Raw genomic sequence first — 19388 nt, 5'->3', positions numbered from 1 at the left:
GAGGGGAGGCGAACTGCTGCGCGCACGCCGAGCAGGCGCCGTTCGCCTCCCCTCGCGTGGTCAAGCGGAGGCGGGAGCGGCGGGTGCAGCGGGGGTCTTGGCCGTCGCCCAACGGGTGACGGGGGTGGTGCCGTTCAGGTGGTAGTCGCCGATGGCCTGCTCGCGCAGGATCGACGGGTTGTGTGAGGAGATCGTCCGGGCGTTCCGCCACAGGCGGTCGAGCTGACGGCCCGTCGTCACGGCTGACGCCCCGCCGACCTCGAAGAGCTCACTCGTCGCCTCGAGGGTGAAGCGCGTGGCGATCTGCTGCGCCTCGTACACACCGACGAGCGCCGCCTCGTACCTGGCTTCGTCCGCATCGTCGTGGGTCCGGGTCACATCGGCCCGTTCGAACTCCCGCACGGCGGTGAGCACCGATGCGTCGACGGCGAAGCGCAGACTGGAGAGCTTGCCGACGACGCGCTGGACGAGCGGATCCGCCCTGGGCGAGGAGAGCCCCGCGATGCCGAAGGTGCGCGTGCGGGGGCGGACGAAGTCGATCGCCTCCCGCTCCGCCGCACGGGCGATCCCGGCGAGGGCCGCAAGCAGGATGAGCTGATACAGCCCGCTGATGTACGCGTGGGAGCGGACGGCGTCGTTCACGGAGGACGGCAGGATCTCGGCCGGGTCGATCTCGACGTCCTCGAAGATCGTCGTTCCGCTGCCCGTGAGCCGCTGCCCGAATCCGTCCCAGTCGTCGATGCGGGTGACCCCTGGCGCGGTGGCTGACACGGCGAGGGCGACGAGTTCGCCCTCGTAGTGGGCGAGCGACCAGATCCAGTCGGCGTAGAGCGTCCCTGTGGAGTAGAACTTGCGACCGTCCAGGCGGAGGGCGCCGTCCCGTTCGGTGATCGCCGTCGTCGGGTTCGTCGCTTCACCGAGTTCGGCCTGCGCGTTGCCGAACAGGATGTCGCGATCGGCGATCCGCCGGAACCACCGGTCGCGATGCTCGGTCTGCGGCAGGGCGAGCTGCGTCTCGACGAACGCGACGTGCCCGCGCAGCAGCTGCGGCAGATTGGAGTCGGCCGCTCCGAGCTCGATCAGCAGGACGAAGAGCTGTTCGAGCGTGAGACCGGATCCGCCGAACTCGACCGGGACGCGCAGCGCGCCGAACCCGGCCTCCTTGAGCCGCCGCACCGCATCGAACGGCAGCTCCCGATCGGTCTCCCGCTGCACGGACGACGCCTGGATGTCGGCGAAGATCGGGCGGAAGCGCGCAGCGACCTCATCGAAGGAGTGCGTCTCGCCGGAGGGAGATGCGGCTGGAGCTGGAGCTGGAGTGGATGTCATGGTGTTGGATCTCCGGATCTAGTAGCGAAGCACCCGGCGGGACACCCGGTTGCCGATGAACTGCACGAGTTGGACGATGATGACGATGACGGCGGTCGCCACGAGCGTGACGTCCCACCGGAACACGTTGTACCCGTTCACCAACGCGAAGTCGCCGAGTCCCCGCCCGCCGATGACGCCCGCGAGGGCCGACATGTCGACGATGCCGATGACCACGAAGGTGTACCCGAGCACCAGTGGACCGAGTGCCTCAGGGATCAGGACGGTCAGGATGATCCGCAGCGGCCGGGCGCCGGCAGCACGGACCGCCTCGATGACGCCCGGATCGATGCCGACGAGGTTCTGCTCCACGATCCGCCCGATGTAGAACGTCGCCGCGACGATCATCACGAAGATCGCGGCGTTTGTGCCGATGTGGGTGCCGACGACCGCGCGGGTCACGGGGAGGAGCGCTGAGATGAGGATGATGAACGGGATGGGGCGCACGATGTTGACGAACAGGTTCAACCCTGCGAACACGAACCGGTTCTGCAGGAGGCCGTTCGGCCGCGAGGTGTAGAGCGCGAGGCCGAGGAGCATCCCGAGGATGCCGCTCACAACGAGGGTGATGGACACCATGTAGAGGGTGATCCAGAGGTTCGCGAGGAGTTTGGGGAGGAGAACGTCCCAGCCGGTGTTCACGCTGCGACCTCCTCGACGGCCGTCACTGCCCGCAGGGCGGCGACTCCGCGGTCGATCGCGGCGTCATCGCCGGTGAGGGAGAGCGTGAGACTGCCGAACTCCCGGTCCTGCAGGGAGTCGATGCCGCCGAACGCGAGCGTCACGCCGACCCCCAGGTCCTTCAGGTGGGCGAGCTGCTCGCTGAGGGACGCGATGTCCTCGACCTCCACGATCACCACGCGTCCAGGGTGGTTCCGGCGGATGCGGGCGAGGTCGTCGTCGCTCGGGCGAGTGCGGACGACGGTCCGCAGGAAGCGCTGCGCCGTGGGCGACTTCGGCTCGGCGAACACGTCGTAGGTGCTGCCGATCTCCACGACCCGGCCGCCGTCCAGGACGGCGACCCGATCGGCGATCTCCCGGATGACGTCCATCTCGTGGGTGATGACGACGATCGTGACGCCGAGCTCCCGGTTCGTCTTCTTGAGCAGGCGCAACACGTCCCTCGTGGTCTCGGGATCGAGGGCGCTCGTCGCCTCGTCCGCGAGGAGGACCGACGGTGAGACGGCCAGCGCCCTGGCGATGCCGACACGCTGCTTCTGACCGCCGGAGAGCTGCTCCGGGTAGTCGTGGGCGCGATGCAGCAGGCCGACGAAGTCGAGCAACTGTGCGACGCGGGCCCTCCGCTTCGCCTTCGGCCAGCCGGCGACCTTGAGCGGGAACTCGACGTTGCCGGCGATCGTGCGGGAGCGCAGCAGATTGAACTGCTGGAAGATCATGCCGATCGTCCCTCGGACGGGCGGGAGTTCGCGTTCGCTGAGGGCTGTGATCTCGACATCGCCCACCCGGATCGTGCCGCTCGTGGCGCGCTCCAGACCGTTGATGAGTCGGACGAGTGTGCTCTTGCCGGCGCCGGAGTAGCCGATGATCCCGAAGATCTCGCCCGCTTCGATCTCGAGGTCGACCCCGTCGACGGCTGCGATGGTCGTATTCCCGGAGGGGAATGTCTTCGACACACCCCGGAACTCGATGATCGATGCCATGCTGCCGCCTCTCTTCGTGTGTCGCTCCTGGTGCGCGTTCAGACGCCCGGAACGAGCCGATTCCCGACGATAGGCGAGTGGGCGCGCGGGTTTTTTGCCAGCGGGAACAATTCGTAACCCTGGGTCACCGAGCGTCTCACGGTTGGCGGAGAGCCGGCGGCGCGCACCACGATGGGGCACTCACCCGCCGATCGCCGATCGAGCCCGAACTCTCGAAGAGGAACCATGTCCAACGATTCCCCAGCACCCGTCCTGCCAGAGAAGGCCACATCGGGCAGGCGCGGCCTGTTCATCGGCATCGCCGTTGCGGTCGTCGTCGTCATCGTGGCGGCCGTCCTGATCATCCCGAACCTGTTCAAGAGCGGAGCAGACGACTCCGCAGCCGCCGCCGGTGCGAAGCCCGTCACGGTGAAGCTCGGTGTCGTCGACGCCGGCAAGAGCTTCTGGGACATCGTCGTGAAGCGTGCGAAGGAGGATGGCATCAACCTGGAGATCGTGTCCTTCAGCGACTACACGACGCCGAACCCGGCGCTCACGAACGGCGACATCGACATCAACAAGTTCCAGCACGTCCGGTACCTCGCCCAGTACGACAAGTCGCAGGGCGAGGACCTCGTGCCGATCGGCGCGAGCGAGATCTACCCCATCGGCTTCTACTCGAAGAAGTGGGCGTCCGTCGCCGACATCCCGCAGGGCGCCGAGGTGACCCTCAGCAACAACCCGGCGAACCAGGTCCGCCCGCTCCTCGCGCTGCAGGCGGCCGGCCTCATCACGTTGAAGGGCGACCCGGGCTGGAACGCGACCCTCGACGACGTCGACTACTCGAAGTCGCGCATCGGCACGATCACCCCGATCGACCCCACGCAGACGGCCGCATCGCTCGACAGCGTCGACATCGCCTTCGTGGACTCGAACTTCGCGCAGGCCGCCGGTCTCACCGCCTCGCAGAAGATCTACGAGGAGGACGCGAACCGCGACGACCTCGGGCAGTACATCAACATCTTCGCCGTTCGCGCAGAGGACGCGGATAACGCAGCGCTCAAGAAGATCGTGGAGATCTACCAGTCCGACGAGGTCAAGCAGGCGATCCAGGCCGAGGACGGCTTCGAGGGGATCTTCAAGGACACCTCGGTGAAGGAGCTCAACAGCATCCTGGAACAGCAGAAGAAGCAGTTCTAGGCAGTCGCGCCTGAACTCCGGTTCAGGGCAGAGGCCGGGTCGGGGGAGTCTGCATGCTCCTCCGGCCCGTTCTTCTGGTGGTGACGACGGCGACGACGATGCCGACGATCGCGCCGATCGTGGTCTCGACGCCCCGGTCGACGACCATCGTCGCCGGGTCTCCGGGATGTGCGAGATCCGTCATGACGAGGATGAGCGGGGTGAAGAAGACGAGCGCGAGCGCGTAGTGCCTCGTGATAAACAGCTCGGTGGGGAACTGGAACGCCACCACGATGAGGACGAGCACCGCGGCCGGCGGCGACCAGACGAGGACGAGGCCGGCGAGGACGAGCCCGGCGTAGGTGCCGAGGATCCGGTCGACGCCGCGTCGGATCCCGCCGGGGAGGTCTGCTGCTGCGAGCGGCACGGCTGCCGAGGCCATCGCCCAGTACGGGTGCCCGAGACCGCAGAGGGTCGCGACCGCCCCGGCTGCGCCGACCGCGATGACGTACCGGCCGGCGTGCAGTGCCTCGTGGGGCGACGGCACGCGGAGCACTGCGCTCTCGTGGCGTCTGGCGCCTGGGGTCCACTCCCGATGGCGGATCCAGCCGGAGAAGCCGACGACGATCGCGCTCGTCGCCGCGACGACGGCGACGAATGACGGGATCCACGGCAGGGTGGCGACGGGTGCTGCTGCGCAGGCGCCGAATGCGAAGAGGCCGAAGAACGGTCCGACCGGTCGCAGCCGCAACCGGTCAGCGAGCAGTGAGCCGATGCCCGCGAGCGCCGTCTCGACGCCGACGAGCGTCCACGTGCCGACGTGCAGGAGCGACATCGTCACGCCAAGGGTGACGCAGCCGACGAGGAAGACGGCGGCGCCGAGCTGGTGGAACAGTCGCAGCTGGTGCGGTTCCGCCCGGCCGTACATCCCGGCGAATGCGCCGAACACGGCGTACATCGTGAGCTCTGGGTGACCGACGAGCACAAGCAGTGCGGCCGGGATCGCGATGCCGATGAGCATCCTGCCGGCTGCGTGGTGGTCGCGTTCGAGCGGCGGGACGGTGAAGAACCCCCTGACGTGCGCTCCGAAACCGGTCGACTCCCGCCTTCCCGCTGTCCGTTCGCTCATCGATTCCGAGGGTACTCGCTCGCACGGCGCTCGGCCGACACGTCGTACGCTGTCGGGAGACGAAACGAGGCGCCGTGATCGATCCTGAACTGCTCGAGACCTTCCTCGTGGTCGCCCGGAACGGCGGCTTCAGCAGTGCTGCCCGTGAGTTGGGGCTGCGGCAGTCCACGGTGAGCGGTCATGTGCAGCGCCTGGAGACACAGGTCGGGAAGCGGCTCTTCGAACGCGATCCGCACCGGGTGGAGCTGACACCGGACGGGATGGCGATGGTCGGGTTCGCGCGCGACATCCTCGACTCCGTCGCGGCAGCCGAGGGGTACTTCGCTGGGACGGACCTGACGGGCAGCATCCGGTTCGGCGCCTCGGAGGACCTCGTCGCGGAGGACCTGCCGCACCTCCTGCTCGAATTCCGGCGTGCGCATCCCCGGGTGGACCTCGATCTGCGCGTCGGTCTGAGCGAGCACCTCCACGAACAGGTGCAGAGCAATCGACTCGACCTCGTGTTCATCAAGCGGAAGCCGGGGGAGCGGCACGGCACACTCGTGTTCGACGACGAGCTCGTCTGGGCCGGTCGCGGCGGTGACGAGCAGGCCGCGGCGTCCCTCGCTTCGCCTGTCGCCTCGCCCGTCCCTGTGGTCACCTACCCCTTGCCGAGTCTCACGAGGCAGGCCGCGCTGGCAGCGCTCGACGCGGCATCGCTCGGATATCGGATCACGTGTGTCAGCGACAACCTGCTCGGCCTGCGCGCGGCTGCCCTCGCAGGCCTCGGCAACATCGTGCACGCGAGGTCGCTGTTGCCGAACGGTCTGGTGGAGGTGCCGCAGCTGCCGTCGCCCGGCCGGACCGAGTTCGTCCTGGTGACGAGGCCGGGGCCCGTGTCGCACGCAGCGAGTGCGCTGTCGCAGCTCATCCTCGCCAACGCCGATCGGATCGGTCGTGGCTCACTCGGTTGGAGCGACCACACCGTCGCGTGAGCCGCCGCCGGTGACGCCGCGCTGGACAGGGATCGCCGTCGTCAGATCCGTGGCAGGCGGTGCGAGCTGCCGTGCGGCTTCCGCCGCAGCTTCCGCCGCGGCAGCCGCCGTGCGTCTGCCCATCCGTCCGGCGAGCACGGCGCACACGATCAACTGGATCTGGTGGAAGAGCATCAGCGGCACGATCGCCATGCCGAGCCCGGCGGCGCCGAACAGCACCCCGGCCATCGGTAGTCCGGCGGCGAGGCTCTTCTTCGACCCGCAGAACAGGAGCACGATGCGGTCCGCCCGTTCCAGCCCGAGCACACGGCCGAGCAGCGTCGAGACGCCCAGGACGATCGCCAGGATCACGATGCACAGCACCCCGGTGAGGACGATCGACAGCGGAGGAAGCGCCGCCCACACGTTCTCCCGCATCGCCTCGCTGAACGCCGAGTACACCACGACGAGGATCGATCCGCGCTCCACGATCTTGAGCACGGAGCGGTGCTTCGCGAGCCAGCCGGCGAGCCAGCGGTGGGCGATCTGGCCGGCGATGTACGGCAGGAGCAGCTGCAGGACGATCGACACGGCCGACGATCCGTCGAACGTGATCCCGCCGGCGGTCGACGTCGTGCCGGCGCCGCCGAGCACGAGGACGGCGAGCAACGGCGTCACGACGACGCCGAGGGTGTTCGAGAGCGAAGCGGCCACAACGGCGCCAGGGACGTTGCCGCCCGCGATGGAGGTGAACGCGATCGACGACTGCACGGTCGACGGCAGGAGGCACACGAACACGAGTCCGCCGAGCAGTGCGGGCGGCAGGACCTGATTCAGGGTGAACAGGAGCACGATCCCGATGAGCGGGAAGACGAGGAAGGTGACCGAGACCACCGAGGCCTGCAGCCGCCAGGATCGCAGCCCGTGCATCGTCTCGGTGAAGGAGAGCCTCGCGCCGTAGAGGAAGAAGAGGGCGCCGATGAGCAGCGTCGTCGTCCAATCGGTCACCGGAACGGCTGCGCCACGGGCGGGGAGGAGCGATGCGATGCCGACGGTGGCGAGGATGGAGACGACGAAGCCGTCGATCGGGAGGCGCTTGAGCAGGTTCACACGACGACGGTACGGCCGGGCCCGATCATCCGGCTACGGCGTTCCCACGATCATGAAGATCACGAATCGCGATAGTCGGTGCCGGTGTGGCCGCAAATGTGGGCGCGCTATCGGAGCGGCGAGTCCACGGCGAGTTTCACGACGATCGCATCGTCATCGCCCGGGTCGGTCCGGTCGTACCAGAGCTGGGTCTCCTGACCGTTCTCGACGGGAGCGGAGGCGTGGATCGCGACCGGCCGCTGCACCCAGCGCTGCACACCGTTCCCGTCCGTGAAGGTGAAGGTCACCGTCGCGAGGATCCGATCGCTCTCGTGGAACCTCGTGTAGCCCTTGTCAGACACGGTTGCGATGACCGGCACCCCGGTGCGCATGATCTCCGCCTGACGGGTCGCGGCGGTCGACCGCTTCCGTCTGGCGACGAAGCCGAGCGCCACGAAGGCAAGGCCGAGCAGGGCTGCAGCTCCGGCGATCGGTCCGAGGACCGGCAGCTCCGGGAGGGAGAGCGACGCCGCGAACACGCCGATCCCGACGCCGATCCAGAACGCGCCCCACCCGAACAGGAGGCCGAGATCCGGGCGCTTCAGCACAACGCCGACCCAGAGGATCGTGCCGATGACGGTGAGCGGGATTCCGCCGATCACCCCAACGAGTGCGGCGATCGACGGATCGAACACCCCGTCCGGGGTGGCGATCGTGCCGCCGAACAGCGCCGGCCATCCGAAGCCCATCAGCGTGCCCCCTGCACCTTGCAGCAGAAGGGCGATGGTGACGCGCGCAGCGCCTGGGCGTCGGTTCAGCCGGGCCGCTCTGACGGCCGACGGGTCGATCGTGCTCATGCGGACACTGTACCGACTGGGACGCGGCCGACCGCGCATTGCCGCAGTGAGACGGGCAGCCGGCTGTTCACACCGGCCTGCGCACTGCCCGGCATCGTGCCGTCACGGGTGCTCGAGCGTGTCCAGCGTCGTCGGGGCGTCGTCGAGCGCCCGACCCCGCTGTGGGATGCGGCGGCATCGTGCGGCCCGCGGCCGACCCGTCTCCCAGAAGGCGAACGCCGATGCGACCGGCCAGCGCTCCGGTTCGACACCCGTCTCGGCCCAGATCCGCAGACGGTCGAAGCTCCACGCCGTCATCCAACCGATGACCCGGCGCATGATGAGACGGTCGACGACGGCCCCCCACGCTGGCCGGTAGTCGAAACCGGTGACGAAGGTCGTGAAGGTCGCGGCCTCCGCATGCGCAGACCCGCGAGCGGACGGGCCGACCGTCGAGCTGACCGGCAGATAGCGCCAATAGCCGTGGCCGGTGCCGATGGGCGACCGCGGATCCGGCGTGGTGAACCGCAGCGCGGACGACCTCGTGCCGTCAGGGCGACTCGCCTCGGCGATCGACGTCCCGGTGCCCATGATCGTGTGGAACGGGATCGTCCGTTCATAGGTGAATCGCTGTCCGCCGCTCGGCAGCCGCTCGCCGAGCAGGATGGAACTGAAACGGATGTCCCACCTGGCGTGGAAGTCGGGGTTCTGCGTCAGCTCCCAGATGCGGTCGATGGGTGCGGCGATGGTCGTTTCGACGTAGATCCCCCGATCGTGCATGGTTCCAGTCTGCCCTGTTCGGGGGCCGATTCCGCACGCGGCTCGACGATTGATGCCCGCATGACCGATTCCCGGGGAAATCTGTCCGTTCAGGCGCCAGCTGCGGCGGCGCGTTCTGCGACATCCTTGAGCTTCGCGAGCGCTTTCGGCCACAGATCGTTGAACATGTCTGCGAGGTCCACGGTGCTTTCCAGATCGACGGCGACGGTCGTCACGCCGTTGTGCTCGCGGAAGGTGTAGTTCTCGTGTGAGCCGGCCAGTTGGCGGGCCTCGTCGCTCTCCAGGTCGTCGACGTCGTGGTCGATCTGCCCGAGGTATTCGAGGGAGAGGAAGTCGTCCGGCCGATGCTCGACGACCGTCGCGAGCATCCCGCTCATCGTGCCGTCGTCGTTCGGTCCGATGAACCGGATGTCGGAGCCGAGCTCCCAGGAGCCCGTGTAGTGCGAGCCGGGATGGAATTCGCCCGTCCACTCGCGGTACGGGGCGTCGTCGAGCATGCTCGACCAGACGGTGTGCACGGGGGCGTCGATGTCGACGCTGAACTGCAACGTTTCCATGCCGGGAGGCTACGCCTCACCCGCCCCGCCCACAACGGGGTTGCGGAATACGCTCGACCAGTCGTCCTTGACGCTCACGAGGGTGAATCCCTCCTTCGGCGCCGCCGCGAGGGCGTCCTCGGCTCCGCGGTCGTATGCGGTGTCCTCCCGCGCATCGTCGTCGTGGTGGATGAGGAGGCTGAGGCCGAGCGGACTCCCCAGGGCGTAGCGCAGCATCGGCACGTCGCCGTTGGAGTTCCCCACGGCGAGGATGGGGCGCCGGCCGATCCTGGTCCAGATGCGCACGGGCTTCTCCGGGCCGTCGTTCATGAAGTCGAACGATGCGCGGTGGCGCACCTCGTTCGCCTCCGCGTCGTACTCCAGACCCAGGGCGGACCCGACGACGCGCTCCGCGGGGATGCCGTAGTAGTCGACCGTGATCGGGCGCATGAAGTCCCGATCGCCGCCGGAGACGATGTAACAGGTGAAGCCGTGCGCCTCCAGGTATTGCAGCAGTTCGAGCATCGGCTGGTAGACGGCGTCGCGGTACGGGCGGCGCAGCGTCGGGTGCGATGCTTCGGAGAGGAATGCGGAGACGGAGGCCTCGTACGCCTCGACGGTCATCTGGTCCGTCGCGCCGACGAGCGCACCGATCATGACCCGCAGATCCGCATCGTCTCCGGCATAGTGCTTGTCGACGGCGCCGGCCAACCAGGACAGGTCTCCCGTCACCGCCGCACGATACGGCTGCGTGTCCGCGAGAGAGGGGTCCGCCTTCGCGGTTGCGGCCCACGTCCGCACGATGTAGTGCAGCTGCGTCGGCATCGGTTTCTCGGTCCACAGGGTGCCGTCGTTGTCGAACACGGCCACCCGATCCGGCAGCGGCACGGGGGACGGTCCCTCTGTGACTGCTGCGACGAAATCGATGATCGCCCGCCGCGTCGCGGTGTCGCGCCAGGAGGCCAGTTCCGGTCCAGGGTTCGTTTCACTGGATGCGTTCATGTCGGCATCCTGTCAGGACCTGCGTCTGCGGACCTCACCCCTCATGGGTGATTGAGCGAGGCCCGGGCCGCGCGGCCTGGATCGAGCACCGCCGCGACGACGACGGCGCCCCGGGCCGAGCTCCGGGGCGCCGTCGAGCGCTGAGGCGAGGCGTCAGAGGGTGATAAGCCCTGCGGTCGCCGTGCGTGCGCGCTCGAAGCGTGCTGCGACGTTCTCCCAGTCGACGACCGTCCAGAACGCGGTGATGTAGTCGACGCGCACGTTGAGGTAGTCGAGGTAGTACGCGTGCTCCCAGACGTCGAGCATCAGCAGCGGCACGAGGCCGACCGGCAGGTTGCCCTGCTGGTCGAACAGCTGCACGATGATGGGGCGCTGGCCGAGCGAGTCCCAGGCGAGGACGGACCAGCCGGAACCCTGCACACCGACGGCGGTTGCCGTGAAGTGCGCCTGGAACTGCTCGAACGAGCCGAACGCGTCGTCGAGTGCAGCGGCCAGTTCGCCCTCTGGGCGGAGCTCGCGGGCCGGGCCCATGTTGGTCCAGAAGATCGAGTGGTTGACGTGGCCGCCGAGGTTGAACGCGAGGTCCTTCTCGAGCTTGTTGACGTTTGCGAAGTCGCCGGACTCGCGGGCTTCTGCGAGCTTGTCGAGTGCCGTGTTGGCGCCCGTCACGTAGGCCTGGTGGTGCTTGCCGTGGTGCAGCTCCATGATGCGGCCGCTGATCGCCGGCTCGAGCGCTGCGTAGTCGTACGGCAGTTCGGGGAGGGAGTACGTGGGCATGGTGATTCCTTTCATCGATTGCGGAAGAGGGAGGTTCTGGGTGGGATGGGGATCGGGGGCGACGTGAGGCGGGCGACGCTCAACGGAGCGCGCTGCGGTCGTCCAGTCCGTGGAACGTGCGGTCGTGGTAGACGAGCGGTGTGCCGGGGTCGCCCTCGTCGATGTCGAGCACTTCGGCGACGATGAGGCTCGATGCGCCGACCGGGACGATCTGCAACGGCCGGCAGAGGAGAGCGACGGCTGCGCTCGCCAGGACCGGTTCGCCAGAGTGCCTCGTGGCGAAGCCCTGCTCCGTGGTGAACCTCGGAGCGCCGGAGACGGCGAAGGCCCGTGCGATGTCGACGTGGTCGCTGCGCAGGAGGTTGACGACGAAGCTGCTGGCCTGCAGGACGGTTCCGGCCGAGCCGGCGTTCGTCGTGACGGAGAAGACGAGGACCGGCGGATCGGCCGAGACGGAGGCGACGCTCGACGCCGTGAGGCCGACGGGGCCGTCCGGTCCGGTCGTGGTCACCACGGCGACTCCGGCCGGATGGCGTCGGAACGCAGTCTTGAATGCGTCGACGATCGTGGCCTGTCGCAGGTCCGTCACAGGTGCTCCTGAGGGTGCTGGATTGTGGGACAACCGGTGTTGTCCGCCGTCCGCCACGGTAGCATCTCAAGTGAACTTGAGATCAATTCGAGGCGTGGCGATGCGACGACACGCCGGAAGGGCGTCGATCGATGAGCGCAGCACGCAACCTCGGAAACGTCGACCACAACGGCCACGACAATCACACGCCGGGTGAACTCCTGCCGATCGGCGTCGTCGCGCGCCGCGCCGGAGTCCCCGTCTCGACCGTCCGATACTACGAATCGCTCGGCCTCATCCCGGCCGTCCGATCGGCGGGCAACAACCGCCTGTTCCCTCGCCACGTGCTGCGTCGCATCGCGCTCATCCAGATCTCCGTCAAGTACGGCGTGCCGCTGGCCGAGGTCGCGGAGCTCTTCGTGGACGTGCCGTCGGACCGCCCGCCGACGCCGCGCGACTGGGACCGCATCTCCGCCAGGTGGGAGGAACACCTCGAACGCCGCCAGGCGGTGCTCGACCGGATGCGAGAGGAGCTGAGCGGCTGCATCGGGTGCGGATGCCTGTCGCAGACGCGATGCGCCGTGGTGAACTCCGCGGATCGCCTGGGCGACGAGGGCAGCGGACCGAGGCGCGTCATCGCCTGAGCGTCGTGTCCGGCCAGGGCTTCATCGTCCACCTCACGGGAGCGCAGTTCACAGTCTGATCACCATTCGGGCCGATCTCCGCAAGTGCATTGCAGGAGAAAAAATGGTGTGGCAGAGTTTCCGCATACCCGGACTCCCGACTCATTCCTCCACTGAGTCACCCACGAGTCCCGACGACCCCGTGCAGCGTCACACGACGGGGGTCGCGTGCCCGCCCATTCAGCAGCAGTCGTCGTCGACCACCGGCGGCCGCCACCAGTGAGGAACCCGTGAAACTCGTCTCACTCGCGTTGCAGTACGCGAAGCCGTACCGATCGTGGATCGTCGCAGTGTTCGCACTGCAACTGATCGCCACGATCGCTGCCCTCTATCTGCCGAGCCTCAACGCCCAGATCATCGACAAGGGCGTTGCGAGCGGCGACACCGACTTCATCTGGTCGACCGGCATGACCATGCTCACCGTCTGCCTCGTGCAGGTCGCCTCCGCGATCGGCGGGGTCTACTTCGGAGCGAAGACGGCGATGGCCGTCGGTCGCGACCTCCGCCGCGAGGTGTACCGCAAGGTCGACTCCTTGAGCGCCCTCGAACTCGGCCACTTCGGCACTGCCACGCTCATCACGCGCGGCACCAACGACGTGCAGCAGGTGCAGATGCTCGTGCTCATGACGCTCAACTTCATGGTGTCCACCCCGATCATGTGCATCGGCGGCATCATCATGGCGCTCCGCGAGGATGCGGGGCTGTCCTGGCTCGTCTGGGTCTCCGTCCCGGTCCTGTTCGTCATCGTCGGCTTTATGGTCTACCTGTTGATGCCGCTGTTCCGGCAGATGCAGGACCGCATCGACGGCATCAACAGTGTGCTGCGCGAGCAGATCGTCGGCATCCGCGTCGTCCGTGCGTTCGTGCGCGAGCCGTTCGAATCGGAGCGCTACCGCACCGCGAACGAGGCGCTCACCAGGGTGTCCGTACGCGTCGGCAACATCTTCGTGCTGATGTTCCCCGTCATCATGATGGTGCTGCACCTCGCCACAGCCGCCGTCCTCTGGTTCGGCGGCCACCGCGTCGATCTGGGGGAGATGCAGGTCGGGTCGCTCACGGCGTTCCTCCAGTACCTCCTGCAGATCCTCATGGCGGTCATGATGGGCGTCTTTATGGTGATGATGATCCCGCGCGCCGTCGTGTGCGCCGAGCGCATCGACGAGGTGCTGTCGACGCGGTCGAGCCAAGCCGTGACCGCGGAGCCGACCGTCGACACCCCGACGCGCGGCCAGGTCGAGTTCCGCGACGTCTCGTTCGGGTATCCGGGCGCCGAGCGTCCCGTGCTCGACGGCCTGAGCTTCATCGCCGAGCCGGGCAAGACCACGGCGATCGTCGGTTCGACGGGCGCTGGCAAGACCTCGCTCGTCAACCTCATCCCACGGCTCTACGACCCGCAGCGGGGACAGGTGCTCATCGACGGGGTCGACGTGTCCGAGCTGACGCGCGCCCAGGTGTCGAGCGTCGTCGGCCTCGTCTCCCAGAAGCCGTACCTGTTCTCCGGGACCATCGCCTCCAACCTGCGTTTCGGCCGCGCCGACGCCACGGATGATGAACTGTGGACCGCGCTCCAGGTGGCGCAGGGCGACGACTTCGTCCGGGCCAAGACCAAGGGTTTGCAATCACCCATCGCCCAGGGCGGCACGAACGTGTCCGGCGGTCAGCGCCAGCGGCTGTGCATTGCACGGGCGCTCGTCGCCCAGCCGCGCGTCTACCTGTTCGACGACTCTTTCTCCGCGCTCGACGTCACGACCGATGCGCGCCTCCGCGACGCACTCGGCGACGCGACGGCCGGCGCGACCGTCATCATCGTCGCGCAGCGGGTGTCGACCATCACCGAGGCGGATCAGATCATCGTGCTCGACGACGGGCGGATCGTCGGCCGCGGCACACACGACGAGCTCGTCGAGTCGAACGACACCTATCGGGAGATCGTGGAATCGCAGCTGAGCGTGGAGGAGGTGGCCTGATGAGCGAGTCACAGGACAAACGACGCGGGCGGGTCCGTCGCACGAAGCGGGGCGCCGCCTCGGTGGACGCCGGAGCCGGCATCGATCAGCAGGCGGCGCAGCAGACGGCTCTCGTCGACGACGAGGAAGCGCTCATCGAGGACGAGTACACGCCGACGGAGGCCGACGGCGGCATGTTCGGCGAGACCCCGGCGAAGAAGGCGCAGCACTTCTGGCCCTCTGCGAAGCGGCTCATCGGCCTGCTCAAGCCGGAGCGGGCGAAGTTCTCGCTCGTGGTGGCCCTCGTCATCGTGTCGGTCATCCTCACCGTCGTCGCACCGAAGATCCTCGGGCAGGCGATGGACGTCATCTTCAACGGCGTCATCGGCTCGCAGCTGCCCTCTGGCGTCACACTCGACGAGGCGATCCAGCAGGCTCGTGCCGCGGGCAACGACCAGTTCGCCGACATGCTCCAGGGCACGTCGATCGTGCCGGGCGCCGGGATCGACTTCACGAAGCTCGGAATGCTCATCCTCACCGTGCTCGTGATGTACACGGTCGCCTCCGTGCTGATGTGGGCGCAGGGATACATCCTGAACCAGCTGGTGATGCGGGTCGTGTACCGGTTGCGCCAGGACATCGAGACCAAGCTCAACCGCCTGCCGCTCAGCTACTTCGACACCCGTCAGCGCGGCGACCTGATGTCCAGGGTGACGAACGACGTCGACAACATCCAGGCCGCGCTGCAGCAGGCGTTCTCGCAGCTCGTGCAGTCGCTGCTCACCGTGGTGGGCATCGCGATCATGATGTTCATCGTGTCGTGGCAGCTCGCGATCATCGCGCTCATCGCATTGCCGTTGTCCGCGCTCATCGCCGGAGTCATCGGGGTGCGGTCGCAGAAGCTGTTCGCCTCGCAGTGGAAGAACACCGGGTCGCTCAACGGGCACATCGAGGAGACGTTCTCCGGTCAGGAGATCGTGCGCGCATTCGGCCGGGACAAGGAGATGCTCGCCGAGTTCGACGAACGCAACGAGAAGCTGTACCAGGCGTCGTTCGGCGCGCAGTTCGTGTCTGGCATGATCATGCCGGCCATGACCTTCGTCTCCTACCTCTCCTACGTGATGATCGCCGTCGTCGGCGGCCTGCGGGTGGCGAGCGGACAGATGACGCTCGGCGACGCGACGGCGTTCATCCAGTACTCGCGGGAGTTCACCCAGCCGATCAGCGAGATGGCGAGCCTCGCCAACATGCTGCAGTCCGGTGTGGCCTCCGCCGAACGCACCTTCGAGCTGCTCGATGCGGACGAGCAGGAGGCGGACGACGTCACCGAGCACCTGCCGGAGCGGCCGGACGGTCACGTCGAGTTCGAGGACGTCTCCTTCAGCTACGCCCCGGAGACGCCGCTCATCGAGCACCTGTCGTTCTCGGCGCAGCCAGGCCAGACGGTCGCGATCGTCGGGCCGACCGGCGCGGGCAAGACGACGCTAGTGAACCTCGTGATGCGCTTCTACGAGCTCACCGGCGGTCGGATCCTGCTCGACGGCGTCGACGTCACGGCGCTGTCACGAGCCGAGCTGCGTTCCCAGGTCGGCATGGTGCTGCAGGACGCGTGGCTGTTCGAGGGCACCATCCGCGAGAACATCCGCTACGGCAGGCTCGACGCGACGGATGAGGAGGTCGTCGAGGCTGCGAAGGCCACGATGGTGGACCGGTTCGTCAGGCAGCTGCCGGACGGCTACGACACCGTGCTCGACGCCGACGGCGGAAGCGTCTCCTCCGGTGAACGCCAGCTGATCACGATCGCGCGCGCGTTCATCGCGAATCCGTCGCTGCTCATCCTGGATGAGGCCACGTCGTCGGTCGACACCAGAACCGAGCTGCTCGTCCAGCAGGCGATGGCGGCGCTGCGGACAGACCGGACATCGTTCGTCATCGCGCACCGTCTGTCCACCATCCGCGATGCCCACACCATCCTCGTGATGGAGGCCGGTCGGATCGTGGAGCAGGGGAATCACGCGAAGCTGCTCGCGGCGAACGGCGCGTATGCAGCGCTCTACCGTGCGCAGTTCCAGGGTGGAGAGGAGGAGCCGTCGGCTGAGGCCGGTGCGCTCTCTGGCTCGCTCTCCGGCTCACCTGCCGGCGTGGACGCCGACGGATCCGGTATCACCGCACCGTCGGAGAGCGATGTCACGGCATAACATGACGCACTGAGTTCACGTTCTCGAAATACACGATTCATCGGCTGGTCGCTCCGGCTGCTTAGCGTTCTGGTCATGGAAGAAACCACGACAGACGCCGGGGCGGCCGGATCGGCCGGTGCCCCCGGAGCGGCCGGCACGCTCGCCACCGGCGACCAGGTGATCGCCCGCATCCAGTCGATGCTCGGCAGCCTCGTCGCAAGTGAAGCCCGCGTCGCGGAGGTCGTCCTCGAACGGCCGCGCGACGTCATCGGCCTCACCGCCTCCCAGCTCGGTGCGCGCGCGAACACCTCGGCGACGACCGTCATCCGATTCGCCAGGACCGTCGGCTTCACCGGGTACCAGCAGCTCGCGATCGGGCTCGCGGTCAGTGAACAGCAGCTCGACGAGCCCGTCGACGACGGAGCACCGTCTGACTCGGCGGCCGAGCTCCTCGCCTCCGTCGCCGCGAGGGCCGCACGCACCGTTCGGATGCTGCCGGCCGCCATCGACCCTGCCGTCTTCGAAGGAGCGACCGAGGCGCTCGCAGCGGCCGGCCATGTCGTGTGCGTCGCCTCCTCGCTCACCGCCCCTGTCGCACTCGACGTCGCTTATCGCCTCAACCACCTCGGGTTGCCGGCCGAGGCGCCGCAGGACAGCCAGATCCAGCGCATCCGCGCGAGGTCGCTCGGACCGGGCGACGTGTGCATCGCAATCCTGCACGGCGGAACCTACCCGCGTGTGGTCGAAGCGGCCCGCGACGCCGCGGCTGCCGGAGCGACCGTCATCGCCCTCACCTCCTTCGGCGGCACACCACTCGCCGACGTCGCGACCTTCCCACTCGTCGTCGGCGCTGACAGCGTGCGCAGCGGCGTCGACGCGTGGAGCAGCCGGCTCGCGTTCCTCCTGGCGGTCGACGCGCTCGTGCTCGCGATCAGGCGCTCAGACCCGGTCAGGTTCGACGCGTCGCTCGACGCGATCGGAGAGCTCATCGAAGAGGACCGGCTGTGAGACGCCTCACCCCGTACGCGCTGCTCACACCGGCGGTCCTCGCGCTCCTCGTCTTCGTCGTCCTGCCGCTCGTGCTCGTGACGGTGCTGTCCTTCTTCGACCTGAACCTCATCACGAATCAGCTGAAATTCGTCGGCTTCACCAACTACGCGACAGAGCTGGGCGACGACGCGTTCTGGACGGCCGTGCGGAACACGATCCTGTACGGCCTGTACACCGTGGTCCCGTCGCTCGGGATCGGACTCGGCATCGCACTCCTGATCTCCGGCCTCGACCGCGGGCAGGCATTCTGGCGCAGCGTCTACTTCCTGCCGGTCGCCTGCACCCTCGTGGCGATGTCGTCGGTGTGGCGATGGATGTTCCAGCCGGACATCGGCATCGTCGATCAGGTCTTCGGCCCGATCCTCGGCGTCACCGACTGGCTCAACAACCCGCAGCTCGCGCTCGTGGCGATCGCAGTCGTCGGCAACTGGCACCAGATCGGCCTCGTCGCGATCCTCTACCTCGCGGCGCTCGGCTCCATCCCGACCGACCCGTACGACAGTGCGCGCCTCGACGGTGCAGGGGCGGTGAACCGCTTCTGGCACGTGACCTGGCCTGCGCTCGGGCCGACGACGGTGTTCGCCGTCGTCGTGACGTGCAGCGCGGCGTTGCAGGCGTACGACACGATCGTCGCGATGACCGGCGGTGGACCGGCCGGCGCGACAGAGACCCTCACCTACGCCATCTGGACACGGGGCATCCGGTACTTCGACCTCGGACGTGCAGCCGTGCTCTCGGTCTTCCTCCTCGGACTCTCGCTCGTCATCACGGGGGCTCAGCGCAGCCGCACCGGACGCACACTCGAAACGGCCGGTACCCGATGAACGCCATGCAGCGCCTCGGTGCACAACTCCTGCGGCACGCGGTCCTCGCCGTTGTGGCCGTGTACATCCTCAGCCCCATCGTGCTGATGCTCCTGGCGTCCTTCACGCCGACGTCGAACGTCACAGCGGGGCGATTCCTCGACGGATTGACCCTCGACAACTATCGCACTGTCTTCGACCGCGTCCCGGTGTGGAGCTACTATCTGCACTCGTTTGTGGTGTGCGTCGCGACGTTGCTTTTGCAGTTCATCGTGTGTATCCCGGCCGCCTACGCGATGGCACGCCTCCGGTTCACGGGGCGCACCGTCTCGATGCTGATGCTCACCATCCTGATGCTCGTGCCGTTCCAGGTCATCGCCATCCCCATTTACCTCATGTTCCGGGAGACCGGGCTCGTCAACACCTACGCGGCGCTCGTGCTGCCGTTCGTGGGGTCGGCGTTCGCGATCTTCCTCCTGCGCCAGTTCTTCCTCTCGATCCCCGCCTCGGTCTTCGACGCGGCGAAACTCGACGGGGCGGGGACGCTGCAGGTCCTGGCGGAGATCGTCGTCCCATCGAGCAGGCCAGCCCTCCTCGCCCTCGGCATCTTCACCGTCACGGCGGCGTGGAACGCGTACTTCTGGCCGTCGTTCGTCCTGACCGACGGATCGGTCGCGACCGTGCCGTTCGGCGTCGTCTCCTTCCTCGGCTCTGACGCCGGCACTGACTACGGCCCCCAGATGGCGATGGCGACGCTGTCGGTGCTCCCGCTGCTCATCGCGTTCCTGCTCGCCCAACGCCAGTTCATCCGTGGGCTCGCGCTCACGGGTCAGAGCGGCTGAGGCGCTCTCCACGTTCCTGACCGACCC

19 protein-coding genes are annotated in these 19388 nt (G+C 67.7%); 8 read left to right on the top strand and 11 right to left on the bottom strand.

Annotated elements, in window-relative coordinates:
- Positions 1-60: 60 nt before the first annotated feature.
- The 3 genes from ACL9RL_RS10845 to ACL9RL_RS10835 are packed head-to-tail and all read right to left on the bottom strand — an operon-like array spanning position 61 to position 3029.
- Positions 61-1329 carry an acyl-CoA dehydrogenase family protein gene (locus ACL9RL_RS10845; protein ID WP_422780266.1) on the bottom strand — a complete coding sequence of 423 codons (1269 nt, stop codon included), beginning with the start codon at positions 1327-1329 and terminating at the stop codon, positions 61-63.
- An 18-nt stretch (positions 1330-1347) separates the two neighbouring features.
- Positions 1348-2010: a methionine ABC transporter permease gene (locus tag ACL9RL_RS10840; protein ID WP_422780265.1), complete on the bottom strand. Its 663-nt coding sequence runs from the start codon at positions 2008-2010 to the stop codon at positions 1348-1350.
- The gene (locus tag ACL9RL_RS10835; protein WP_422780264.1) at positions 2007-3029 is read right to left on the bottom strand and encodes a methionine ABC transporter ATP-binding protein; all 1023 of its coding nucleotides are present in this window, start codon (positions 3027-3029) and stop codon (positions 2007-2009) included. Before ACL9RL_RS10835 ends, ACL9RL_RS10840 begins: the two co-directional genes overlap by 4 nt.
- A 225-nt stretch (positions 3030-3254) precedes the next feature.
- Here ACL9RL_RS10835 and ACL9RL_RS10830 point away from each other — a divergent pair, with 225 nt between their 5' ends.
- Positions 3255-4208 carry a MetQ/NlpA family ABC transporter substrate-binding protein gene (locus tag ACL9RL_RS10830; protein WP_422780263.1) on the top strand — a complete coding sequence of 318 codons (954 nt, stop codon included), beginning with the start codon at positions 3255-3257 and terminating at the stop codon, positions 4206-4208.
- A gap of 22 nt (positions 4209-4230) precedes the next feature.
- Here the strand turns inward: ACL9RL_RS10830 and ACL9RL_RS10825 are convergent, their stop codons facing one another.
- Entirely contained in the window at positions 4231-5316 is a 1086-nt protein-coding gene (locus ACL9RL_RS10825) for an FUSC family protein (protein ID WP_422780262.1), read from the bottom strand.
- A gap of 74 nt (positions 5317-5390) precedes the next feature.
- On the opposite strand from ACL9RL_RS10825, the gene ACL9RL_RS10820 reads away from it, so the two are divergent.
- Positions 5391-6290 (top strand): LysR family transcriptional regulator, encoded by a 900-nt coding sequence (locus ACL9RL_RS10820; RefSeq protein ID WP_422780261.1) that lies wholly within the window; start codon positions 5391-5393, stop codon positions 6288-6290.
- On the opposite strand, the gene ACL9RL_RS10815 is transcribed toward ACL9RL_RS10820, so the two are convergent.
- The 7 genes from ACL9RL_RS10815 to ACL9RL_RS10785 all read right to left on the bottom strand — a co-directional run bounded on the left by ACL9RL_RS10815 (position 6258) and on the right by ACL9RL_RS10785 (position 11878).
- Positions 6258-7379 carry a bile acid:sodium symporter family protein gene (locus ACL9RL_RS10815; RefSeq protein WP_422780260.1) on the bottom strand — a complete coding sequence of 374 codons (1122 nt, stop codon included), beginning with the start codon at positions 7377-7379 and terminating at the stop codon, positions 6258-6260. The two genes, ACL9RL_RS10820 and ACL9RL_RS10815, sit on opposite strands and share 33 nt — an antisense overlap.
- A gap of 107 nt (positions 7380-7486) precedes the next feature.
- Positions 7487-8215, bottom strand: a complete 729-nt coding sequence (locus ACL9RL_RS10810) for a hypothetical protein (RefSeq protein ID WP_422780259.1) — start codon at positions 8213-8215, stop codon at positions 7487-7489.
- 102 nt (positions 8216-8317) lie between these two features.
- Positions 8318-8974: an SRPBCC family protein gene (locus ACL9RL_RS10805; RefSeq protein ID WP_422780258.1), complete on the bottom strand. Its 657-nt coding sequence runs from the start codon at positions 8972-8974 to the stop codon at positions 8318-8320.
- A gap of 89 nt (positions 8975-9063) precedes the next feature.
- A complete protein-coding gene (locus ACL9RL_RS10800) occupies positions 9064-9531 on the bottom strand; it encodes an SRPBCC family protein (RefSeq protein WP_422780257.1) in 468 nt (155 codons plus the stop codon).
- Between the two features lie 9 nt (positions 9532-9540).
- On the bottom strand, positions 9541-10512 hold the full coding sequence (locus ACL9RL_RS10795) for an HAD family hydrolase (RefSeq protein WP_422780256.1): 972 nt from the start codon (positions 10510-10512) through the stop codon (positions 9541-9543).
- A gap of 153 nt (positions 10513-10665) precedes the next feature.
- Entirely contained in the window at positions 10666-11289 is a 624-nt protein-coding gene (locus ACL9RL_RS10790; RefSeq protein ID WP_422780255.1) for a superoxide dismutase, read from the bottom strand.
- A 79-nt stretch (positions 11290-11368) separates the two neighbouring features.
- A complete protein-coding gene (locus tag ACL9RL_RS10785; protein WP_422780254.1) occupies positions 11369-11878 on the bottom strand; it encodes a flavin reductase family protein in 510 nt (169 codons plus the stop codon).
- A gap of 131 nt (positions 11879-12009) precedes the next feature.
- On the opposite strand from ACL9RL_RS10785, the gene soxR reads away from it, so the two are divergent.
- The 6 genes from soxR (at position 12010) to ACL9RL_RS10755 (ending at position 19361) form a co-directional block, all read left to right on the top strand.
- On the top strand, positions 12010-12501 hold the full coding sequence (gene soxR, locus ACL9RL_RS10780) for a redox-sensitive transcriptional activator SoxR (protein ID WP_422780253.1): 492 nt from the start codon (positions 12010-12012) through the stop codon (positions 12499-12501).
- 269 nt (positions 12502-12770) lie between these two features.
- Positions 12771-14507, top strand: coding sequence for an ABC transporter ATP-binding protein (locus ACL9RL_RS10775; protein ID WP_422780252.1), 1737 nt, complete (start codon positions 12771-12773; stop codon positions 14505-14507).
- Positions 14507-16684: an ABC transporter ATP-binding protein gene (locus ACL9RL_RS10770; RefSeq protein WP_422780251.1), complete on the top strand. Its 2178-nt coding sequence runs from the start codon at positions 14507-14509 to the stop codon at positions 16682-16684. The genes ACL9RL_RS10775 and ACL9RL_RS10770 overlap by 1 nt, the downstream gene beginning before the upstream one ends.
- A 75-nt stretch (positions 16685-16759) precedes the next feature.
- Positions 16760-17674 carry a MurR/RpiR family transcriptional regulator gene (locus tag ACL9RL_RS10765; RefSeq protein WP_422780250.1) on the top strand — a complete coding sequence of 305 codons (915 nt, stop codon included), beginning with the start codon at positions 16760-16762 and terminating at the stop codon, positions 17672-17674.
- Complete coding sequence (locus ACL9RL_RS10760) at positions 17671-18540, top strand: carbohydrate ABC transporter permease (RefSeq protein ID WP_422780249.1); 870 nt, start codon at positions 17671-17673, stop codon at positions 18538-18540. The genes ACL9RL_RS10765 and ACL9RL_RS10760 overlap by 4 nt, the downstream gene beginning before the upstream one ends.
- Positions 18537-19361: a carbohydrate ABC transporter permease gene (locus tag ACL9RL_RS10755; RefSeq protein ID WP_422780248.1), complete on the top strand. Its 825-nt coding sequence runs from the start codon at positions 18537-18539 to the stop codon at positions 19359-19361. Before ACL9RL_RS10760 ends, ACL9RL_RS10755 begins: the two co-directional genes overlap by 4 nt.
- The last annotated feature ends 27 nt before the right edge of the window (positions 19362-19388 follow it).

It is taken from the genome of Plantibacter sp. Mn2098, assembly GCF_049319745.1.
GTDB lineage: Bacteria > Actinomycetota > Actinomycetes > Actinomycetales > Microbacteriaceae > Plantibacter.
This window is presented reverse-complemented; position numbering and strand designations above follow the sequence as displayed.